Raw genomic sequence first — 18983 nt, 5'->3', positions numbered from 1 at the left:
CGGTGGCTTTTTTACGTGTTGGAATGATCAGTCGTAGATCACTTTCTTCTTCCAGTCCGCATCCGCCTCGACGTCCTTGAGGCCTTCGGTCAACTGGTTGACGTCGCCTTCCACCGGCGCGATACGGTCCATGACCTGGTCGTTGGCGCGGGCCAGGAGCTTTTCCAGGTATTCCAGTTGTTCGGCGTAGACCTGGGGTTCCTGCTGTTTGCGCAGGTACTGCACACCGCGTTCGAACGCCAGTCGCGCCTGGCCGGGCTGGTTCTGCTGCAGGGAATGTTGGCCGAGGTTGTTGAAGAACTCGATGTGCAGCAGCACGAGGATATGGCGCACTTCACGGATCCAGCCCTTGGCTTCGCTGGGTGGCAGGAAACCATCCTGGGCAGCGCGGGTGACCTGGCCGTGCAAGGCTTCGAGCAGGAAGCGCACGTCCTTGGCCTTGGCTTCCGTCTGGATCGGTGCTGGTGGGTTGTTGACCGGAATCGATTCGCCCTGGGCAACCAGAGCTTCCAGTTCGCTAATCCGTGCCTTGAGGTTGGCGCTGGTCTTTTCCAGGTTCAGCAGGCGTTGGCAGACATTCAGTTCCAGGCGGGTCAACAACAGTTTGAGCGCAGGCTTCATCAACTGGCCGGGAAACGTCTCGGTGATTTCGCCACAGCGACGCAGGCGGTCATTGAGTTCAACCTTGGTACGGGCCCTTTCCAGTTTATTGTTTTCCACCACATGGTTGATGTAGCCAATGGCGATCAAGAGTGCAATCCCGGCTACGACGAGCAGGGTGATCATGAGTGGTGTCACCGGTAAAACCTCTTTTTAGGGTTTGCATGCGAGTGAAGTGGCCTGGCCTCCAAGAGCAGTGGAGCCGCTCGGCTGCCTGGCTCGGCGTGGCTGAAGTTGTATCGGCCACGGCCCGCTTATATGAATGCTGGCACTCTGAAGCATATTGCCATCACTCATGGCGTCGACTATAACGCCTTGGCGAGTGTCAGAATATAGGCGCCAGACCCCAGGCGACGGAAAAGCCGGGAGGGGCCGTAAAGCAGCGCGAAGTCATTGATTTAAATAAATTTATAACAGGGGGTTGACGACCTCTCAATCCATCCATAGAATGCGCGCCACTTGCAGCGTAAAGCGAACAGCGAAACGAAGCAGGGAGTGAAGTTGTAGTGTGTCCCCTTCGTCTAGTGGCCTAGGACACCGCCCTTTCACGGCGGTAACAGGGGTTCGAGTCCCCTAGGGGACGCCAATGCGGGAATAGCTCAGTTGGTAGAGCACGACCTTGCCAAGGTCGGGGTCGCGAGTTCGAGTCTCGTTTCCCGCTCCATTTTTAAACAGTATTGCTTTCGGGCGGTACTGAGTGAAACCAGAACCAAGTCTTCGGATGCGGATCTGGGCACCGAAACACACACCATGTGTTCCGGGCAGCGTGTCCCCTTCGTCTAGTGGCCTAGGACACCGCCCTTTCACGGCGGTAACAGGGGTTCGAGTCCCCTAGGGGACGCCATTTGCGGGAATAGCTCAGTTGGTAGAGCACGACCTTGCCAAGGTCGGGGTCGCGAGTTCGAGTCTCGTTTCCCGCTCCATATTTAACGAGAATGCCGCTCATCGAGCGGCGTTTTTGTTTGCAACAAGTGTTTGAGTCCCCCAGGGGATGCCATTTGCGGGAATAGCTCAGTTGGTAGAGCACGACCTTGCCAAGGTCGGGGTCGCGAGTTCGAGTCTCGTTTCCCGCTCCATATTTAACAAAAGCGCCGCTCATTGAGCGGCGCTTTTGTTTGTGCGTGATTTATCGTCATCACAAAAAAAGCCCGCCAGTCAGACTGAGCGGGCCTTTTGTGTGCGCGCGCAATTACATCGACAGGATCAACCGCCCGGCAAACAGGATCAGGATCACCCCCATGCTGCGTTCGAACCAGTGCCCCATGCGCATGAACAGCAACCGCACCCGGCTGCTGGAAAAGAACAAGGCAACGATCACGAACCACAGGGCATTCACAAGGCACATCCAGGCACCGTATAGCGCCTGAATCTTCAAAGGTGTCTTGGCGCTGATGATCGTGGTGAAGATCGCCAGGAAGAACAGGGTGGCCTTGGGATTGGTGGCGTTGGTCAGAAAGCCTGTCGTAAACGCCTTCAGCAGCGTTTGCTCGACCACTGGTTGATCAGCCGACTGATCGCCTTCCAGTACGGATTTCGGCCGGCTGCGCACCAGGCTCACACCCAGATAAAGAATGTAGGCACCCCCCACGACCTTGGCCACCGTCAACAGCCAGGGAATGCTATGCATCAGCGCGCCGACACCGAGCAAGGTGTACAGCACGTGCACGGAAATCCCCGCGCCGATCCCCAGTGCCGTGCAGATGCCAACCACCCGGCCGAAACGCACACTCTGGCGAATCGTCACGGCGAAATCCGGTCCGGGAGCGACCACGGCCAGAAAGTGAATCATTGCCAGTGCCAGGAACTCGCCCAGGTAATTCGAAAGCATCTCAACTCCAGAAGGTCGCGGGACTCAGTCCACGTGGTAGTGGACGGACAACGTGCCTTTCTTTTGCGAGAGGGCCGTGATCGTGACCGCGCCCAAATCCTTCAGGCTACGAACATGGGTGCCGCCACAGCCATAGGCGGGTAGTTCACCGAAACTGATTTCCCGGGCGCCCTCGCGTACTGATGTCAGGCGCGGCAGGTCATGGGCGATCCACTGTTCGAGGCCGTTTTGAACGGTCTGCGCGTCAACGTCCTGTGCCGATTCTGCGGGTTTGAATTGCACCCGCCCTTCGCCTGGCCAGTGATGCGCCTTGATCGGCATCCAGCCCATGGCCTGGACGAAGTGGCCAATCAAATGGCCGGCCGAATGCATGCGCGTATTGAACTGGCGACGTTGTTCGTCGATCCGGATCTGGGTCATGCCAAGTTTGACCGGCTGATCGACGAAATGGACGATCCGGTCTGGGTCCTGGACGACGCGCAGCACCCGGCTGTCGGCAATCCAGCCCGTGTCACAAGGTTGCCCGCCACCCTGGGGGTGAAACAGGGTTGCGCGCAGCACCACGGCAAATTCGCTCTCGTGGGGTGCGCAGTCCAGGACTTCCACATTGGCCTTGAGCTCATCACTATGGAAAAAGAGGCGAAGCGTCATATTCCATGCTCGTATTCAAATTTCTATTTTTTATTATATGAAGCGTGGTTTAGCGTGATAATCCGTTCAAACATCAAAGGACTGTTGCGTTGTGAGCATAAATCTTCCACTGCCGCTGCTGGGTGAAATGGCGATTTTCGTTAAGGTCGTCGAAACCGGCAGCTTCTCCGAAGCCGCACGCCAGCTGGGTTCTTCGCCCTCGGCTGTCAGTCGCAGCATCTCGCGCCTGGAAAAGGCCCTGGCCACTCGCCTGCTGCAGCGGACCACGCGCAAGTTACGTTTGAGCGACGGTGGCGAAGAGGTCTTCAAGCGCTGTCAGGAGATGGTCAACGCCGCCCGGTCAGTGATGGAAATCAGTGGCCAGTTCACCGACGAGCCCGAAGGGGTGGTGCGCCTCAGCGTCCCCAAAGCGGTAGGCCGAATTGTGATTCACCCGCATATGCCGGAATTTTTGCGCCGTTATCCCAAGGTGGATGTGGAGCTGTTGCTTGAGGATCGCCAGGTTGACCTGATCGACGATCACGTCGACCTGGCGATTCGGATCACCGACCGGCCACCCGCGGGATTGGTGGGGCGACAGTTGCTGAGCATCGACCATTTGCTCTGCGCCACACCTCAATACCTGGCTGAACATGGTACGCCAACTCACCCCCATGACTTGCTCAACCACAGTTGCATCTACCTGGGCGAAACCCCGAGCGATGCGCGCTGGAAGTTCAAGAAAGGCAGCAAAACGGTAACCGTCGGGGTGCGCGGGCGCTATGCCGCCAATCACACAGGTATACGTTTTGGCGCGGTACTGCAGCACATCGGCATCGGCAGCCTGCCGTACTTCACCGCGCGGCGTGCCTTGGAGAAGGGGTTGATGGTGCAAGTGCTGCCGGACTGGACTTTTCTGGCGTCCTACCATGGAGGCGCGTGGCTGCTGTACTCGCCCACTCGATACCTGCCTCCAAAGCTGCGGGTGTTGATCGATTACCTGGTGGAGTGCCTGGAGAAGGAGCCGACGTTGGGCAAGCCCGGCAAGTCGAGCCCAATGAGTATGGCTGTATCGGAATATGAGTTGCCCGAGAGCGAGGGCTTGTTCTGACGGCATGAAAAAGGCCCGCAGGTTCAACCATGCGGGCCTTTTTCATTGCCGATTGCGGATCAGTGCTTGCTGTCCTGATTGGACAAGGACAGCAGCTGTTTTTCCTGGTTCCAGTCGAAAGGTTCGTCGTTCTGTTCGGCTTCGAAACGACGCTCTTCCAGTGCCTGGTACAGGTCGATTTCATCATCGGGCATGTAATGCAGGCAGTCACCGGCGAAGTACCACAGCAGGTCGCGCGGAACCAGGTGGGCGATTTGCGGGTAGCGGGTGATGACCTGGCACAGGATGTCCTGGCCCAGGTATTGGCTTTCGATCGGGTCGACCGGCAGCAGTGCAAGCAGTTCGTCGAAGCGCTCCAGGAACAAGGCATGGCTTTCGTCGGGAACCTGTTCGGCCTCACCTACGGCGACCAGGATGCTGCGCAAATGGTCGAGCAAAACGAGATGATCGGCAACAATGTTGGACACGAGATAAGTCCTCAAGAGCAAAACGGGCGCGGGAGTATAAAGCTCCCGCGCGCATTTTCCCATGATCGAGCGCTGGATGGGTCAGCGGACATTCCCATTGGTCAGTGCTATTTCCTCTTTAGCGAAATCATCCACGTCGATCACCTTGCGTCGCGCCGCCTGGGCCTGACTGAGCGTGTGGGCCTCCATCGGTTGTAACACGCCGGCTTCCAATGCCGTATCGATGACATCTTCCCCTGCGACCGGTTTGACCTGGCCGCTCTTGAGCGCCACATGCAGTTTCTTGCGCAAGGGCTGCGTAGCGTCCAGCAGGTTGCAGGTGTGCTGCAGGACGCCAACAGGGTCTTCGGCCGATTGCGGGCGGTAGCAACCCAGCAGCACTTCTTCCAGGGCCGGATCACCCTTGGCGCGACCAATCACTGCCGCGACTTCGGCGCCGAGTTTATCCGATGGCCCTTTGTGGCGTCGCCCGAACGGGAACACGATCACCCGCAACAGGCAGGCCAGCACCTTGTTCGGAAAGTTGTTCAGCAGTTCATCCATGGCCCGCTCGCCGTGACCGAGGCTTTCCTCCATGGCCCAGGTAAACAGCGGCTTCATGTATTCCGGCGAGTCGAGGTCGTTGTAACGCTTGAGCGCGGCGCTGGCCAGATACAGGTTGCTCAGCACATCACCGAGACGTGCCGACAAGCGCTCGCGGCGTTTCAGTTCGCCGCCGAGCAGCATCATGCTGAGGTCGGCGAGGAGGGCGAACGCGGCAGCCTGACGGTTCAGCGCGCGGAAATAACCCTGGCTGAGCTTGTCGCCCGGCACGTGCTCCAGGTGCCCGAAGCCGAGGTTCAATACCAGCGTGCTGGCGGCGTTGCCCACGGCAAAACCGATGTGCTTGAGCAGCAGGCCATCGAACTCGGTGAGTGCCTGATCCTTGTCCTCCCGAGTGGCCAGGGCCATTTCCTTGAGCACGAAGGGGTGGCAGCGAATCGCGCCCTGGCCGAAGATCATCAGGTTGCGCGAAAGAATGTTCGCGCCTTCCACGGTAATGAAGATCGGTGCGCCGTTCCATTTGCGCCCCAGGTAGTTGTTCGGCCCCATGATGATCGCCTTGCCGCCGTGCACATCCATCGCGTGGCTGATGCACTCGCGGCCACGCTCGGTGAGGTGGTACTTGAGAATCGCCGACAGCACCGACGGTTTCTCGCCGAGGTCCACCGCGTTGGCGGTCAGCATCCGCGCGGCATCCATCATCCAGGCGTTGCCGCCGATGCGTGCCATGGCTTCCTGAATACCTTCGAAAGCGGCAATCGGCACGTTGAACTGCTCGCGAATCTGCGCGTACTGGCCGGTCACCAGGCTGGTGAACTTGGCCATGCCGGTGCCCACCGCCGGCAGGGAAATCGAGCGCCCGACGGACAGGCAATTCATCAGCATCATCCAGCCCTTGCCGAGCATTTCCTGGCCGCCGATCAGGAACTCCAGCGGTACGAACACGTCCTTGCCGGAGTTCGGTCCATTCATGAATGCCGCGCCCAGGGGCAGGTGGCGACGGCCGATTTCCACACCGGGTAGATCGGTTGGGATCAGCGCGAGGCTGATACCCAGGTCTTCCTCTTCTCCCAGCAGATGGTCCGGGTCGTAGGCCTTGAATGCCAGGCCGAGCAGGGTGGCGACCGGACCCAGGGTGATGTAGCGCTTTTCCCAGTTCAGGCGCAGGCCGAGGGTTTCCTTGCCTTCCCATTCGCCTTTGCAGATCACCCCGGTGTCGGGCATGCCGCCCGCGTCGGAGCCGGCCAAGGGACCGGTCAGTGCAAAGCAGGGGATTTCGTCGCCGCGCGCCAGGCGTGGCAGGTAGTGGTTGCGTTGTTCATCAGTGCCGTAATGCAGCAACAGCTCGGCCGGGCCGAGGGAATTGGGGACCATCACGGTGGAGGCGAGATCGCCGCTGTGGCTGGCCAGTTTCATCGCCACTTGCGAGTGGGCATAGGCCGAGAAACCCTTGCCGCCAAACTCCTTGGGAATGATCAGGGCAAAGAAGCCGTTGTCCTTGATGTAGGTCCAGGCCTCGGCCGGCAAGTCCATGGTTTGCCCGAGCTGCCAGTCGCTGACCATGGCGCAGAGTTCTTCAGTCGGGCCGTCGATAAAGGCCTGTTCTTCTTCGTTCAGTTGCGCTTTGGGGTAGGACAGTAGTTTGTTCCAGTCCGGGCGACCGCTGAACAGCTCGCCGTCCCACCACACGGTGCCGGCTTCGATGGCGTCACGTTCGGTTTCCGACATCGGCGGCAGGGTTTTCTGGAACCAGTTGAACATCGGTGCGCTGAAGAATTTGCGGCGCAGATCAGGCAACAGCAGGGGGGCCGCCACGGCGGCGGTCAGTACCCAGAAAATCAAAAGCAGCCAGCCCGGTGCGCGGCTGAACGCGCCCATTGCCAGCAGATAGACAGCCACGATGCCCAGGACAGGCAGCGGCGCGATGCGACGGTGGGCTAAATAAGCTATCCCGACAACCAGAACCAGTATCCACAACAGCAGCATATTTAATCCTCCGTGAACCCAGGGCGAACCAACCCACAGAGCTTAGACGGCATCCGCGAAACGGGATGGTCAGAGCGAGGGGATTGAAATTGTGGGAAACCCTGGATGATTGTGTAGGCCTTCAGTGCGACAGACCGTGAAAAATCGTTCATTGAGCGGGCGGCAAAGCGCCCATGTTTGGCCGAAACGTCGTTATCTCTGTGCTGAACCTGTCGCTAGACTCGGGACTTGCCCTGGATTACCAGCATGGAGATAGCCCGCATGGACGAGTACCTGAGCCCCGGCCGCTTCATCGATAGTGACCACCCTTCGGTGGTGGAGTTCGCCGAAAAACATCGCGGTACCAGTCGCGACCCGCTCGAGCAGGCGATCCATCTCTATTACGCCGTTCGCGAGGCGGTGCGCTACAACCCGTACACCTTCAGCCGCGATCCACAGACCCTGCGTGGCAGCTATGCATTGGCGGCCGGGGAAAGTTACTGCGTGCCCAAAGCCACGCTGCTGGCCGGTGCAGCGCGGCATTGCGGGATTGCTGCACGCATCGGTCTGGCGGACGTACGCAATCATCTGTCGACCCCGCGCCTGCTCGAATTGCTCAAGAGCGACGTGTTCGCCATGCATGGCTACACCGAGCTTTACCTGAAGGGTCGTTGGGTCAAGGCCACCCCTGCGTTCAACCAGGGCTTGTGCGACCTGTTCAATGTGGCACCGCTGGAATTCGACGGGATCAATGACAGCGTTTTCCATCCCTTCAATCGCGACGGCGAGAAACTGATGGAGTACCTGATCGACCACGGCCAGTTCACCGACGTGCCGGAAAGGTTCTTCTTCGAGCACCTTGAAAAGTGCTATCCGCACTTGTTCGGCGAGCATCTTGCGCCGCTGCTGGGGGACATGCAGAGCGATTTGAGTCGCGCCTGATCCGGCGTATGCTGCCTGCGCATTCATCAATCGAGAGGCGGACATGCTGAAGATCTGGGGTCGGAAAAATTCATCGAATGTCAGAAAACCATTGTGGGCCGCCGAGGAACTGGGCTTGGCCTATGAGGCCATCGATGCGGGTGGCGCCTTCGGTGTTGTCGATACGCCCGAGTACCGCGCCATGAACCCCAATGGCCGCGTGCCGGTGATTGAAGAGGATGGGTTCGTGTTGTGGGAGTCCAACGCCATCGTCCGTTATCTGATGGCCAGGCATGCGCCGAACACCCCGTGGTATCCGGCAGACCTGCAAGCGCGGGCCAGCGCCGAGAAGTGGATGGACTGGACCACTTCGAGTTTTGCAGGACCCTTCCGTACAGTGTTCTGGGGCGTTTTGCGCACCCCCGCCGATCAACAGGACTGGCCCGCGATCAAGGCGGCGATCAAGGAATGCGAGACACTGCTGGCGATGGCAGACCAGGCACTGGCGACCCAGCCATACCTGTCCGGTGACGAGATCGGCATGGGCGACATTCCCTTGGGCAGTTTCATTTATGCCTGGTTCGAGATGCCGATCGAACCTTCGCCGCTGCCCCGCCTGGAGGCCTGGTACGCAAGGTTGAAACAGCGTCCGGCGTATCGCAAGGCGGTCATGACCGCGTTGACTTAATACTCACTATCGACACACTTGACTGTACTTGTGGGGCGGCGACAAGCACCATTGCGTCCATGCGCCGCGGTTGCATTGCTTGCCGCCCGCCCTTATTTGTCCCTTTCTTCCCTTCTTGGTGCGTAATCCGATATGAGTTCCGCTCTGTCCATACGGCAGCTAACCAAAACCTACGGCAACGGTTTCCAGGCCTTGAGTGGTATCGATCTGGATGTCGCCGAAGGTGACTTCTTCGCCTTGCTCGGCCCCAACGGCGCCGGCAAATCCACGACCATCGGTATTCTCTCGACCCTGGTGAACAAGACCAGCGGCACGGTGAATATCTTCGGTCACGACCTGGACAAGAACCCGGCGGCGCTCAAGCGGTCCATCGGCGTGGTACCCCAGGAGTTCAACTTCAACCAGTTCGAAAAGACCTTCGACATCGTCGTGACCCAGGCCGGTTACTACGGCATCCCGTCGAAAGTCGCCAAGGAACGCGCCGAGCAGTACCTGACCCAGCTGGGCCTGTGGGATAAGCGCGATGTGCCGTCGCGTTCGCTGTCCGGCGGCATGAAGCGTCGCCTGATGATCGCCCGCGCGCTGGTCCACGAACCGCGCCTGTTGATCCTCGACGAACCGACTGCCGGGGTGGACATCGAGCTGCGTCGTTCGATGTGGACCTTCCTCACCGAGCTGAACAAGAAAGGCATCACCATCATCCTCACCACCCACTATCTGGAAGAGGCTGAGCAGTTGTGCCGCAACATCGGCATCATCGACCATGGCACCATCGTCGAGAACACCAGCATGAAGCAGCTGCTCGGCCAGCTGCATGTCGAGACTTTCCTGCTGGATTTGAAGAACAGTGTGAGCGCGCCGCCGCAGCTGATCGGCTATCCATCACGTTTGCTCGATGGCCATACCCTGGAAGTCCAGGTGGATAAAAGCATGGGCATCACTGCGCTGTTCACTCAGCTGGCCCAGCAGAACATCGAAGTGCTGAGCCTGCGTAACAAAACCAATCGCCTCGAGGAGTTGTTCGTGTCCCTGGTGGAGAAAAATCTGTCGAAGGTGGCGGTATGAGTTCCGAGCTGCAGCCCAACCTCGTAGCCCTCAACACCATCGTTTACCGTGAGGTCCGGCGCTTTACCCGGATCTGGCCGCAGACCCTGCTGCCGCCAGCGATCACCATGGTTCTGTACTTCGTGATTTTCGGCAATCTGATCGGCCGGCAAATCGGCGACATGGGTGGCTTCACCTATATGGAGTACATCGTGCCGGGGCTGATCATGATGTCGGTGATCACCAACTCCTACGGCAACGTGGTGTCGAGTTTCTTCGGCAGCAAGTTCCAGCGTTCCATTGAGGAACTGATGGTATCGCCGGTGTCGCCGCACACCATTCTGATCGGCTACACCCTCGGTGGTGTGCTGCGCGGCCTGATGGTCGGGATCATCGTGACGCTGTTGTCGCTGTTCTTCACTGATTTGCAGGTGCATCACCTGGGCGTGACCATTCTGGTGGTGGTGCTGACGGCGACCATCTTCTCGCTGCTGGGCTTCATCAACGCCGTGTTTGCGCGCAACTTCGATGACATCTCGATCATCCCGACGTTTGTGCTGACGCCCTTGACCTATCTGGGCGGGGTGTTCTACTCGATCTCGTTGCTGCCGCCGTTCTGGCAGACCGTGTCCTTGGCCAACCCGGTGTTGCACATGGTCAATGCGTTTCGCTACGGCATTCTCGGGGTTTCGGATATCCGGATCAGCATTGCGATTACGTTCATGGTGGTGGCGACGGTTGTGTTGTACATCGGTTGTGCGCGGTTGCTGGTGAGTGGGCGGGGGATGCGTACTTAAGATTTCAAACGATGGCAGCCTGGCAGCCGACCATTCTCTTTCAGGTGTACATATCCATTCCTGCGGTAACGGCCACTTAGGGTTTCGCCCTTACGGCGAGTCACTTGGAAGAGCCCCAAGTAACCAAGGGCTCTTGCCCCTGGCGTTCGGCCCCTCGCTAAGGCTCGGGGTACCCTCGCTCCGGTCCTGCTCTTGTGGGTCGCCGCGCTGGGCCATCCTTGGCCCAGCGCGGCTAAACCGGCATCCATGCCGGTTTACCCACTGCGCAGAACCTCCACTCGGCCTCTCGATGGGGCAAGAAAATCAAAAGCCAAAGCAACAGCCAAAGCGAGGCGGCCTGACAGCCGACCTGACTTTTGCGGGTGTACCCGACCCCCCGTAGGAGCCAGGCTTGCCGGCGAAAAACGATAATGCGGTTCAACAGACACACCGCAGCGCCTGCTTCGCCGGCAAGCCTGGCTCCTACAGCGGGATTGGGGGTATCTGCAAAAGTCAGGTCGGCTGTCAGGCCGCCTCGCTTTTGTTTTTGATCTGGGTGCCCCGTTAACCACGATGGCCGAACGCAGGCATTGCGCAGTGGGTAAACCGGCAGGACGCCGGTTTAGCCGCGCTGGGCCAAGGATGGCCCATCGCGGCGACCCACGGAGCAATGCCGGAGTGAGGGCATGCCGAGCCCTAGCGAGGCACCGAGTGGTGGGGCAAAGCCTTTTGGTTCCTTTTTGGCGTTTGAAAAAGGGACTCGCCGTAAGGGCGAAACCCTAAGTGGCCGTTACCGCAGAAATGGATATGTACGCATCAAACCGCCTCTCACATACGACTCTGCTTACGCCGCCGCCACTGCCGCGCAACCCACCAGCGCCAATACATCATCACCAGACAATAGGCCAACGCCCCAAGCACAACGCCTACCACCACCGACCCCAGCAAAAATGGCTGCCACAAGGTCGAGAGCTCACCGCTTATCCATTCCCAGGTCAGCTCGTCCGGCAGGTGCCGTGCGGGAACATCCATCAACCAGGCCCCGGTCTGATAAGTGCAGAAGAACACCGCCGGCATGGTGATCGGGTTGGTCAGCCAGACCAGGCTGACCGCAATCGGCATGTTGCCGCGCACGATGATCGCGAGAACCGCAGCGACCAGCATCTGCAACGGAATCGGCAGGAATGCCGCGAACAGGCCGACCGCCATGGCCCGGGCGACGGAATGGCGATTGAGGTGCCAGAGGTTCGGGTCATGCAGCAGGGTGCCGAGAAAGCGTAAGGACTTGTGTTCCCTGATGCTGGTCGGGTCTGGCATGTAGCGTTTGAATAAGCGCCGGGGCATAAGGCTTCTCGGTCGATCAAGGCGGCAAGTATGTCTGGATTCTATGAGGCGCCCATTCAGACTTTGTGACAATTGTTAACGACGGACGTGCGCCAGGCCGGCTATGCCTAGTGACGGGACTCTCAAGGACGGGCTTATGCGCACAGGGATGATGGCGCTGGCGTTGGGCCTGTTGGCCTTGCGTTTTTTACCGGTGTTACCGCCGGTCTGGTTGTGGTTATTGATGCCGGTGGCCGGCTTGATGTTGCTGCCGTTCAGGACGTATCCGGCGGCGTTTTTCCTGTTCGGCCTGAGTTGGGCCTGCGCCAATGCCCAATGGGCCCTGGATGATCGGCTGTCGCCGGCCCTCGACGGGGAAACGCGTTGGGTCGAAGGGCGGGTCAGCGGGTTGCCACAGAATGGCGAGGGTGTGGTGCGTTTCGAACTGACCGATAGTCAGTCACGCCGCACCGTCCTGCCGCAACATTTACGTTTGGCCTGGTACGACGGCCCGCCGGTCAACAGCGGTGAACGCTGGCGGCTGGCGGTCAAGCTGAAGCGACCCGTGGGGTTGCTCAATCCACATGCCTTCGACTACGAGGCCTGGCTGTTGGCGCAACGTATTGGTGCAACCGGTACCGTCAAGGCCGGGGAGCGACTTGCGCCTGCCCGGTGGGCCTGGCGCGACGGTATCCGCCAGAGGCTGCAGGCCGTGGACGCCCAGGGCCGGACTGGCGTGCTGGTGGCGTTGGTGCTCGGAGACGGCGCGGGGCTCAGTCGCGAAGACTGGCAGGTGTTGCAAGACACCGGCACCGTGCACCTGTTGGTGATTTCCGGGCAACACGTCGGCTTGTTGGCGGGGCTGGTTTATCTGTTGATCGCCGGGCTTGCCCGTTACGGCTTGTGGCCAGGCCGTCTGCCATGGTTGCCCTGGGCCTGCGGCCTGGCTTTCGTTGCCGCCCTTGGCTATGGGCTGCTGGCTGGCTTCGAAGTGCCGGTTCGCCGGGCCTGCCTGATGATCGGCCTGGTGCTGCTGTGGCGCCTGCGTTTTCGCCACCTCGGTGCCTGGTGGCCGCTGTTGCTGGCGCTCAATGGCGTCTTGCTGATGGACCCGTTGGCGAGTCTGCAACCGGGTTTCTGGCTGTCCTTCGCGGCGGTGGCGGTGCTGATCTTCACGTTCGGTGGGCGCCTGGGACCTTGGCCATGGTGGCAAACCTGGACCCGTGCACAGTGGCTGATCGCTATCGGCCTTGGCCCGTTCTTGCTGGTCCTGGGATTGCCGATCAGCCTCAGCGGGCCACTGGTCAACCTGCTGGCGGTGCCCTGGATCAGCCTGGTGGTGCTGCCCCCTGCATTGCTCGGCACACTGTTGCTGCCGGTGCCCTACATCGGCGAGGGGTTGCTGTGGCTGGCGGGTGGCTTGATCGATTGGCTGTTCACTGGGCTGGCATTGGTCGCCGGCAAGGTTCCCGCGTGGGTGCCCGCGGCCATTCCGCTATGGGTCTGGGGCATCGGCACACTGGGCGCCTTTTTGTTGCTGCTGCCGCGCGGCGTGCCGATACGACCGTTAGGCTGGCCTTTGCTGCTATTGCTGGTTTTTCCGCCGCGGCCGATGCTGCCCGAAGGCATTGCCGAGGTCTGGCAACTGGATGTGGGGCAAGGGCTGGCGATCATGGTGCGCACTCGCCATCACACACTGTTGTATGACGCCGGTCCGCGTGTGCGTGGTCTTGACCAGGGTGAGCGGGTGGTACTGCCGGCACTGCGCAAACTGGGGGTGAAGGCGGTCGACCTGATGTTGATCAGCCATGCCCATGCCGATCACTCCGGTGGCGCCCGGGCAGTGGCCAATGGCTTGCCGGTCAAACGGGTGCTCAGTGGCGAACCTGCCGACCTGCCTGGCGAGTTGCAGGCCGGGGGCTGTGAGAGCGGCCGGCAATGGACGTGGGACGGGGTGAACTTTCAACTGTGGCACTGGCCGCTGGCCAGGGACAGCAACCAGAATTCCTGCGTGTTGCAGATCGAAGCCAATGGCGAGCGATTGTTGCTCAGCGGTGACATCGACACCCACGCCGAACGCGCGTTGCTCGACAGCGCATTGGCCGTGCCTACCGATTGGTTGCAGGCACCGCACCACGGTAGTCGCAGTTCGTCTTCGATGGCGCTGCTCAACGTCTTGAAGCCCAAGGCGGCACTGATCTCCCGTGGTCATGGCAACTCGTTCGGCCATCCCCATCCGGTGGTGATCGAACGCTATCGGCATCGTGCGATGGCGATCTACGACAGTGCGGAGCAAGGCGCCGTTCATCTGCAGCTGGGGCGTTTCGAAGCGCCGCGCTCAATGCGTCAAGAACGTCGTTTCTGGCGTGATCCGCCACCCTAGGGCAAATAACCCGGGATTATCAAAGGCCGACCGGATGCGACATCACAGTCTTCGGTGCGCCCACCCCCTATGTTAGAGTGGCGCACTTTTTCGAGGGGACTGTCACTGTGTGGGAATTGGTCAAATCCGGCGGCTGGATGATGCTGCCGATCATCCTGAGTTCCATCGCGGCCATGGCAATTGTTGCCGAACGCCTGTGGACCCTGCGGGCCAGTCGCGTGACCCCGGAGCATTTGCTCGGGCAGGTCTGGGTCTGGATCAAGGACAAGCAACTCAATAAGGAAAAGCTCAAGGAGCTGCGCGCCAATTCGCCGTTGGGTGAAATCCTGGCCGCTGGCCTGGCGAATTCCCGGCATGGTCGCGAGATCATGAAGGAGTGTATCGAAGAGGCCGCCGCGCGGGTCATCCACGAGCTGGAGCGCTACATCAATGCCCTCGGCACCATCGCCGCCATGGCCCCGTTGCTGGGACTGCTGGGCACGGTGCTGGGCATGATCGATATTTTCAGCGCGTTCATGGGCACGGGCATGACCACCAACGCCGCAGTGCTGGCCGGGGGTATCTCCAAGGCGCTGATTACCACGGCTGCCGGTTTGATGGTCGGTATCCCGTCGGTATTCTTCCACCGCTTCCTGCAACGCCGGATCGATGAACTGGTGGTGGGCATGGAGCAGGAAGCGATCAAGCTGGTCGAAGTCGTGCAGGGTGATCGTGACGTGGATCTGGCGGGGGTCAAAGCGTGAAATTCCGCCGCAAGCAACGGGAGAATGTGGACATCAACCTCGCGTCGCTGATCGACGTGGTGTTTATCCTGCTGCTGTTTTTCGTCGTGACCACCACGTTCACCCGTGAAACCCAGTTGCGCGTCGATCTGCCCGAAGCGGTCAGCGGTGCACCTTCCGATGACCAGACCCGGCAACTGGACATCGCGATCAGTGCCGATGGCGTGTTTTCGGTGAACAACCAGGTATTGCCCAAAAGCGACCTTGCGACGCTGATGGATGCCCTGCAGAAACAATCCAATGGCGACACCAGTCGGCCGCTGTCCATCAGCGCCGACGGAAAATCCCAGCATCAGTCGGTCATCACCGCCATGGACGCTGCCGGCAAGCTCGGCTTCAGCCATTTGCGCATGACCACGGTCGAGGCGGCTCCGGCCGCGCCCTGATGACCATGTCCGATCGCTTGCTCGCTGCGTGGTACCGGGGTCATCCGGCCCTGAAACTGTTACAGCCGCTGGAGTGGTTGTACCGCTGCGTGGTCAACAACAAGCGCAAGCGCTTTCTGGCGGGCGAGGGTGAAATCTATCAGCCACCGGTGCCGCTGATCGTGGTGGGCAACATCACCGTCGGCGGCACCGGCAAGACACCGCTGATCCTGTGGATGATCCAGCACTGTCAACGCAGTGGTTTGCGGGTCGGTGTGGTCAGCCGGGGTTACGGTGCCAAGCCTGCGCAATTGCCGTGGCGGGTCGAGGCGCAGCAAAGCGCCGACATCGCCGGCGATGAGCCGCTGCTGATCGTGCAGCGAACCGGCGTGCCCTTGATGATCGATCCGGATCGCAGTCGCGCGGTCAAAGCCCTGCTGGCGAGTGAACCTCTGGACCTGATCCTGTCCGATGACGGCATGCAGCATTACCGCCTGGCTCGGGACCTGGAGCTGGTCCTGATCGACGCTGCCCGCGGTTTGGGCAACCGCCGCTGCTTGCCGGCCGGGCCCCTGCGTGAACCGGTCGAGCGTCTGCAAAGTGTCGACGCGGTGCTCTACAACGGCGCCACGGCGGACAGCGGCGACGGCTTTGCCTTCCAGTTGCAACCGACGGCGCTGGTCAACCTGCAAAGCGGCGAACGGCGCCCGCTCGATCACTTTCCCGCGGGCCAGGCGCTGCACGCGGTGGCCGGTATCGGTAACCCGCAGCGTTTCTTCAAGACCCTCGAAACGTTACACTGGCAGCCAGTGCCGCATGCGTTCGCCGACCACGCTGAATACAGCGTGCAGGCCCTGAATTTCAACCCGTCATTACCATTGGTGATGACCGAAAAGGATGCGGTGAAGTGCCGTGCCTTCGCCGCCGCCGACTGGTGGTACCTGGCGGTCGACGCTGTGCCGTCGCCAGCCTTCACGGCCTGGTTCGATACCCAGTTGATGCGCCTGTTGCCGGCGCGTCTTTTGCCTTAACTCCGTTTCTATCCAGGGAATGATCATGGACACCAAATTGCTCGATATCCTCGCTTGCCCGGTCTGCAAAGGCCCGCTCAAGCTCAGCGCCGACAAGACCGAGCTGATCAGCAAGGGCGCTGGCCTTGCGTACCCGATTCGCGACGGTATCCCGGTGATGCTCGAAACCGAAGCCCGTACCTTGACCACCGACGAGCGCCTGGATAAATGACCACAGCCTTTACCGTCGTTATTCCTGCGCGCTACGCCTCCACCCGCCTGCCGGGCAAGCCGCTGTTGTTGATCGCCGGCAAGCCGATGATCCAGCACGTCTGGGAGCAGGCGTGCAAGAGCAGCGCCCAGCGCGTGGTGGTTGCCACGGACGATGCACGCATCGCCCAGGCCTGCGAAGGTTTTGGTGCCGAAGTGGTGATGACTCGCGAAGACCACAACTCCGGAACCGATCGCCTGGCTGAGGTCGCGACGAAGCTGGGCCTGTCGCCTGACGCGATCGTGGTCAACGTCCAGGGTGACGAGCCGCTCATCCCGCCCAGTGTCATTGATCAGGTGGCCGTCAACCTGGCTGCCCACACCGAAGCGCGCATGGCCACGCTGGCCGAGCCGATCGAAGACGTGGAGAGCCTGTTCAACACCAACGTGGTCAAGGTCGTCAGCGACCTCAATGGCCTGGCACTGACCTTCAGCCGCGCCACGTTGCCATGGGCACGGGACACGTTCGCCAAGAGCCTGGAGCAAATGCCCGAAGGTGTGCCGTATCGCCGCCACATCGGCATCTACGCCTACCGCGCCGGTTTCCTGCATGACTTCGTCAGCTGGGGCCCGTGCTGGCTGGAAAACACCGAGTGCCTGGAACAGCTGCGCGCCTTGTGGCACGGGGTACGGATTCACGTCGCCGACGCGCTGATCGCTCCGCCTGCCGGTGTCGATACCGTTGAAGACCTTGAGCGCGTTCGTCGCCTGCTGGAGGCCTGATGCGGGTTCTGTTTGTCTGCCTGGGCAATATCTGCCGTTCACCCACGGCCGAAGGCGTTCTGCGGCACAAGCTGCGCGAAGCGGGGCTGGCCGATCAAGTCGAAGTGGCCTCCGCCGGTACCGGCGACTGGCACGTGGGCAGTGCACCGGACAAGCGCAGCCAGGCAGCGGCCAAGCGCCGTGGTTATGATTTGTCCGCCCAACGCGCCCAGCAGGTCACCCGCGCCGATTTCTCCGAGTACGACCTGATTTTGGCGATGGACAACAGCAACCTGCGCAACCTCATGGATCTGCAACCGGCCAAGGGCAGGGCGGAGCTGGACCTGTTCCTGCGTCGCTACGCCTCGGAGGTCGAGGAAGTCCCGGACCCGTACAACGACAGTGAGCATGGCTTTGAACATGTGCTGGACTTGATCGAGCGCGCCAGTGACCTGTTGGTGATCGAACTGAAGGAACGGTTATGAGCTTGCAACTGCGATCACGGGTTTCGCTCAAGCCGTTCAACAGTTTTGGCGTGGATGTCCAGGCCCGCCTGTTTGCCGAGGCCCACAGCGACGCGGATGTGCGTGAGGCCCTGGCCTATGCGCGGGAACACCAGGTGCCCTTGCTGGTGATCGGCGGTGGCAGCAACTTGCTGCTGACGGCCGATATCGAATCGCTGGTGCTGCGCATGGCCACCCGCGGAATACGCGTGATCAGCGACGATGGTAGCAAAGTCGTGATCGAGGCCGAGGCGGGCGAACCCTGGCACCCGTTCGTGCAGCACACCCTGGTGCAGGGCTTGTCGGGCCTGGAAAACCTCAGCCTGATTCCCGGCACCGTTGGCGCGGCACCCATGCAGAACATCGGCGCCTATGGCGTGGAAATCAAGGATGTGTTCGCCGGCCTGACCGCCCTGGATCGCCAGAGTGGCGAACTGCGAGACTTCAGCCTGAAAGAGTGCAACTTCGCTTACCGCGACAGCCTGTTCAAACAGGAGCCTGGGCGCTGGTTGATCCTGCGCGTGCGTTTCATCCTCGATCGCACCGCGCACCTGCACCTGGAGTACGGTCCTGTGCGGCAGCGCCTGACCGAGCAGGGCATCGACCATCCGACGGCCACGGACGTCAGCCAGGCCATTTGCAACATTCGCAACGAAAAGCTTCCGGATCCAGCGGTGCTCGGCAATGCCGGCAGCTTTTTCAAGAACCCCCTGGTGCCAGCGGCGCTGGTCGCACAGCTCAAGGGCGAATATCCGGACCTGGTGGCCTACGCGCAACCCGACGGACAGATGAAGCTGGCTGCCGGCTGGTTGATCGAGCGGGCAGGGTGGAAAGGTTTCCGTGATGCCGACGCCGGCGTGCACAAACTGCAGGCTCTGGTGCTGGTCAATTACGGCAATGCCACTGGGTTGCAACTGCTGGGCCTGGCACAGCGCATCCAGAAAGACATTTCAGAGCGTTTCCATGTCGACCTGGAAATGGAGCCCAATAGGTATTGAGCTAAGCTTTCATG

The 18983-nt window shown here is 60.6% G+C and carries 19 protein-coding genes and 5 tRNA genes; 18 read left to right on the top strand and 6 right to left on the bottom strand.

The window, feature by feature from the left end; all coding sequences use genetic code 11:
• Nucleotides 1–27: 27 nt before the first annotated feature.
• A complete protein-coding gene (locus OH720_RS24980; protein ID WP_272603292.1) occupies nt 28–786 on the bottom strand; it encodes a hypothetical protein in 759 nt (252 codons plus the stop codon).
• A gap of 384 nt (nt 787–1170) precedes the next feature.
• Here OH720_RS24980 and OH720_RS24975 point away from each other — a divergent pair.
• The 5 genes from OH720_RS24975 (at nt 1171) to OH720_RS24955 (ending at nt 1736) form a co-directional block, all read left to right on the top strand.
• A tRNA-Glu gene (locus OH720_RS24975) sits at nt 1171–1246 on the top strand.
• Nucleotides 1247–1248: 2 nt separating this feature from the next.
• A tRNA-Gly gene (locus tag OH720_RS24970) sits at nt 1249–1324 on the top strand.
• Between the two features lie 104 nt (nt 1325–1428).
• Nucleotides 1429–1504: transfer RNA gene (locus OH720_RS24965), tRNA-Glu, on the top strand.
• Between the two features lie 3 nt (nt 1505–1507).
• A tRNA-Gly gene (locus tag OH720_RS24960) sits at nt 1508–1583 on the top strand.
• A 77-nt stretch (nt 1584–1660) separates the two neighbouring features.
• Nucleotides 1661–1736: transfer RNA gene (locus OH720_RS24955), tRNA-Gly, on the top strand.
• Between the two features lie 113 nt (nt 1737–1849).
• On the opposite strand, the gene OH720_RS24950 is transcribed toward OH720_RS24955, so the two are convergent.
• Together OH720_RS24950 and OH720_RS24945 are read right to left on the bottom strand one after the other, a co-directional pair.
• Nucleotides 1850–2488, bottom strand: a complete 639-nt coding sequence (locus tag OH720_RS24950; protein WP_272603291.1) for a LysE family translocator — start codon at nt 2486–2488, stop codon at nt 1850–1852.
• Between the two features lie 24 nt (nt 2489–2512).
• The gene (locus OH720_RS24945; protein ID WP_272603290.1) at nt 2513–3139 is read right to left on the bottom strand and encodes an alanyl-tRNA editing protein; all 627 of its coding nucleotides are present in this window, start codon (nt 3137–3139) and stop codon (nt 2513–2515) included.
• Between the two features lie 91 nt (nt 3140–3230).
• Here OH720_RS24945 and OH720_RS24940 point away from each other — a divergent pair, with 91 nt between their 5' ends.
• A complete protein-coding gene (locus tag OH720_RS24940; RefSeq protein WP_008062897.1) occupies nt 3231–4229 on the top strand; it encodes a LysR family transcriptional regulator in 999 nt (332 codons plus the stop codon).
• A 59-nt stretch (nt 4230–4288) separates the two neighbouring features.
• Here the strand turns inward: OH720_RS24940 and OH720_RS24935 are convergent, their stop codons facing one another.
• Nucleotides 4289–4696, bottom strand: a complete 408-nt coding sequence (locus tag OH720_RS24935) for a PA2817 family protein (RefSeq protein ID WP_008062898.1) — start codon at nt 4694–4696, stop codon at nt 4289–4291.
• A gap of 81 nt (nt 4697–4777) precedes the next feature.
• Entirely contained in the window at nt 4778–7225 is a 2448-nt protein-coding gene (locus OH720_RS24930; RefSeq protein ID WP_272603289.1) for an acyl-CoA dehydrogenase, read from the bottom strand.
• Nucleotides 7226–7486: 261 nt separating this feature from the next.
• Here OH720_RS24930 and OH720_RS24925 point away from each other — a divergent pair, with 261 nt between their 5' ends.
• The 4 genes from OH720_RS24925 (at nt 7487) to OH720_RS24910 (ending at nt 10654) form a co-directional block, all read left to right on the top strand.
• Nucleotides 7487–8146 carry a transglutaminase-like domain-containing protein gene (locus tag OH720_RS24925; RefSeq protein WP_272606518.1) on the top strand — a complete coding sequence of 220 codons (660 nt, stop codon included), beginning with the start codon at nt 7487–7489 and terminating at the stop codon, nt 8144–8146.
• A gap of 43 nt (nt 8147–8189) precedes the next feature.
• Nucleotides 8190–8813, top strand: a complete 624-nt coding sequence (locus tag OH720_RS24920; RefSeq protein ID WP_272603288.1) for a glutathione S-transferase family protein — start codon at nt 8190–8192, stop codon at nt 8811–8813.
• A gap of 132 nt (nt 8814–8945) precedes the next feature.
• Nucleotides 8946–9878 (top strand): ABC transporter ATP-binding protein, encoded by a 933-nt coding sequence (locus tag OH720_RS24915; protein ID WP_272603287.1) that lies wholly within the window; start codon nt 8946–8948, stop codon nt 9876–9878.
• The gene (locus OH720_RS24910) at nt 9875–10654 is read left to right on the top strand and encodes an ABC transporter permease (RefSeq protein WP_008062909.1); all 780 of its coding nucleotides are present in this window, start codon (nt 9875–9877) and stop codon (nt 10652–10654) included. Before OH720_RS24915 ends, OH720_RS24910 begins: the two co-directional genes overlap by 4 nt.
• A gap of 807 nt (nt 10655–11461) precedes the next feature.
• Here OH720_RS24910 and OH720_RS24905 read toward each other — a convergent pair.
• Nucleotides 11462–11977 carry a DUF2062 domain-containing protein gene (locus OH720_RS24905; RefSeq protein ID WP_008066572.1) on the bottom strand — a complete coding sequence of 172 codons (516 nt, stop codon included), beginning with the start codon at nt 11975–11977 and terminating at the stop codon, nt 11462–11464.
• 136 nt (nt 11978–12113) lie between these two features.
• Here OH720_RS24905 and OH720_RS24900 point away from each other — a divergent pair, with 136 nt between their 5' ends.
• The 8 genes from OH720_RS24900 to murB all read left to right on the top strand — a co-directional run bounded on the left by OH720_RS24900 (nt 12114) and on the right by murB (nt 18969).
• Entirely contained in the window at nt 12114–14339 is a 2226-nt protein-coding gene (locus tag OH720_RS24900) for a DNA internalization-related competence protein ComEC/Rec2 (protein ID WP_272603286.1), read from the top strand.
• Nucleotides 14340–14446: 107 nt separating this feature from the next.
• Complete coding sequence (locus OH720_RS24895; RefSeq protein WP_008066570.1) at nt 14447–15082, top strand: MotA/TolQ/ExbB proton channel family protein; 636 nt, start codon at nt 14447–14449, stop codon at nt 15080–15082.
• Nucleotides 15079–15507, top strand: coding sequence for an ExbD/TolR family protein (locus OH720_RS24890; protein WP_008066569.1), 429 nt, complete (start codon nt 15079–15081; stop codon nt 15505–15507). Before OH720_RS24895 ends, OH720_RS24890 begins: the two co-directional genes overlap by 4 nt.
• On the top strand, nt 15507–16517 hold the full coding sequence (gene lpxK / locus OH720_RS24885; RefSeq protein ID WP_272603285.1) for a tetraacyldisaccharide 4'-kinase: 1011 nt from the start codon (nt 15507–15509) through the stop codon (nt 16515–16517). The genes OH720_RS24890 and lpxK overlap by 1 nt, the downstream gene beginning before the upstream one ends.
• Nucleotides 16518–16542: 25 nt before the next feature.
• On the top strand, nt 16543–16728 hold the full coding sequence (locus OH720_RS24880; RefSeq protein WP_007945752.1) for a Trm112 family protein: 186 nt from the start codon (nt 16543–16545) through the stop codon (nt 16726–16728).
• Nucleotides 16725–17489, top strand: coding sequence for a 3-deoxy-manno-octulosonate cytidylyltransferase (gene kdsB, locus OH720_RS24875; RefSeq protein WP_272603284.1), 765 nt, complete (start codon nt 16725–16727; stop codon nt 17487–17489). Before OH720_RS24880 ends, kdsB begins: the two co-directional genes overlap by 4 nt.
• Entirely contained in the window at nt 17489–17953 is a 465-nt protein-coding gene (locus OH720_RS24870; RefSeq protein WP_272603283.1) for a low molecular weight protein-tyrosine-phosphatase, read from the top strand. Before kdsB ends, OH720_RS24870 begins: the two co-directional genes overlap by 1 nt.
• The gene (gene murB / locus OH720_RS24865) at nt 17950–18969 is read left to right on the top strand and encodes a UDP-N-acetylmuramate dehydrogenase (protein ID WP_272603282.1); all 1020 of its coding nucleotides are present in this window, start codon (nt 17950–17952) and stop codon (nt 18967–18969) included. The genes OH720_RS24870 and murB overlap by 4 nt, the downstream gene beginning before the upstream one ends.
• Nucleotides 18970–18983: the final 14 nt, after the last annotated feature.

Source organism: Pseudomonas sp. WJP1 (genome assembly GCF_028471945.1).
Classification (GTDB): domain Bacteria; phylum Pseudomonadota; class Gammaproteobacteria; order Pseudomonadales; family Pseudomonadaceae; genus Aquipseudomonas.
Note: the sequence above shows the minus strand (reverse complement) of the source record. Positions and strands in the feature narration are given on the sequence as shown.

Coding starts and splice junctions, on each gene's coding strand:
- OH720_RS24870 (WP_272603283.1), top strand. CDS start 17,489: ATGCGGGTTCTGTTTGTCTGCCTGGGCAATATCTGCCGTTCACCCACG.
- OH720_RS24925 (WP_272606518.1), top strand. CDS start 7,487: ATGGACGAGTACCTGAGCCCCGGCCGCTTCATCGATAGTGACCACCCT.
- OH720_RS24950 (WP_272603291.1), bottom strand. CDS start 2,488: ATGCTTTCGAATTACCTGGGCGAGTTCCTGGCACTGGCAATGATTCAC.
- OH720_RS24915 (WP_272603287.1), top strand. CDS start 8,946: ATGAGTTCCGCTCTGTCCATACGGCAGCTAACCAAAACCTACGGCAAC.
- OH720_RS24910 (WP_008062909.1), top strand. CDS start 9,875: ATGAGTTCCGAGCTGCAGCCCAACCTCGTAGCCCTCAACACCATCGTT.
- OH720_RS24930 (WP_272603289.1), bottom strand. CDS start 7,225: ATGCTGCTGTTGTGGATACTGGTTCTGGTTGTCGGGATAGCTTATTTA.
- OH720_RS24880 (WP_007945752.1), top strand. CDS start 16,543: ATGGACACCAAATTGCTCGATATCCTCGCTTGCCCGGTCTGCAAAGGC.
- OH720_RS24900 (WP_272603286.1), top strand. CDS start 12,114: ATGCGCACAGGGATGATGGCGCTGGCGTTGGGCCTGTTGGCCTTGCGT.
- OH720_RS24980 (WP_272603292.1), bottom strand. CDS start 786: ATGATCACCCTGCTCGTCGTAGCCGGGATTGCACTCTTGATCGCCATT.
- OH720_RS24945 (WP_272603290.1), bottom strand. CDS start 3,139: ATGACGCTTCGCCTCTTTTTCCATAGTGATGAGCTCAAGGCCAATGTG.
- murB (WP_272603282.1), top strand. CDS start 17,950: ATGAGCTTGCAACTGCGATCACGGGTTTCGCTCAAGCCGTTCAACAGT.
- lpxK (WP_272603285.1), top strand. CDS start 15,507: ATGACCATGTCCGATCGCTTGCTCGCTGCGTGGTACCGGGGTCATCCG.
- OH720_RS24905 (WP_008066572.1), bottom strand. CDS start 11,977: ATGCCCCGGCGCTTATTCAAACGCTACATGCCAGACCCGACCAGCATC.
- kdsB (WP_272603284.1), top strand. CDS start 16,725: ATGACCACAGCCTTTACCGTCGTTATTCCTGCGCGCTACGCCTCCACC.
- OH720_RS24920 (WP_272603288.1), top strand. CDS start 8,190: ATGCTGAAGATCTGGGGTCGGAAAAATTCATCGAATGTCAGAAAACCA.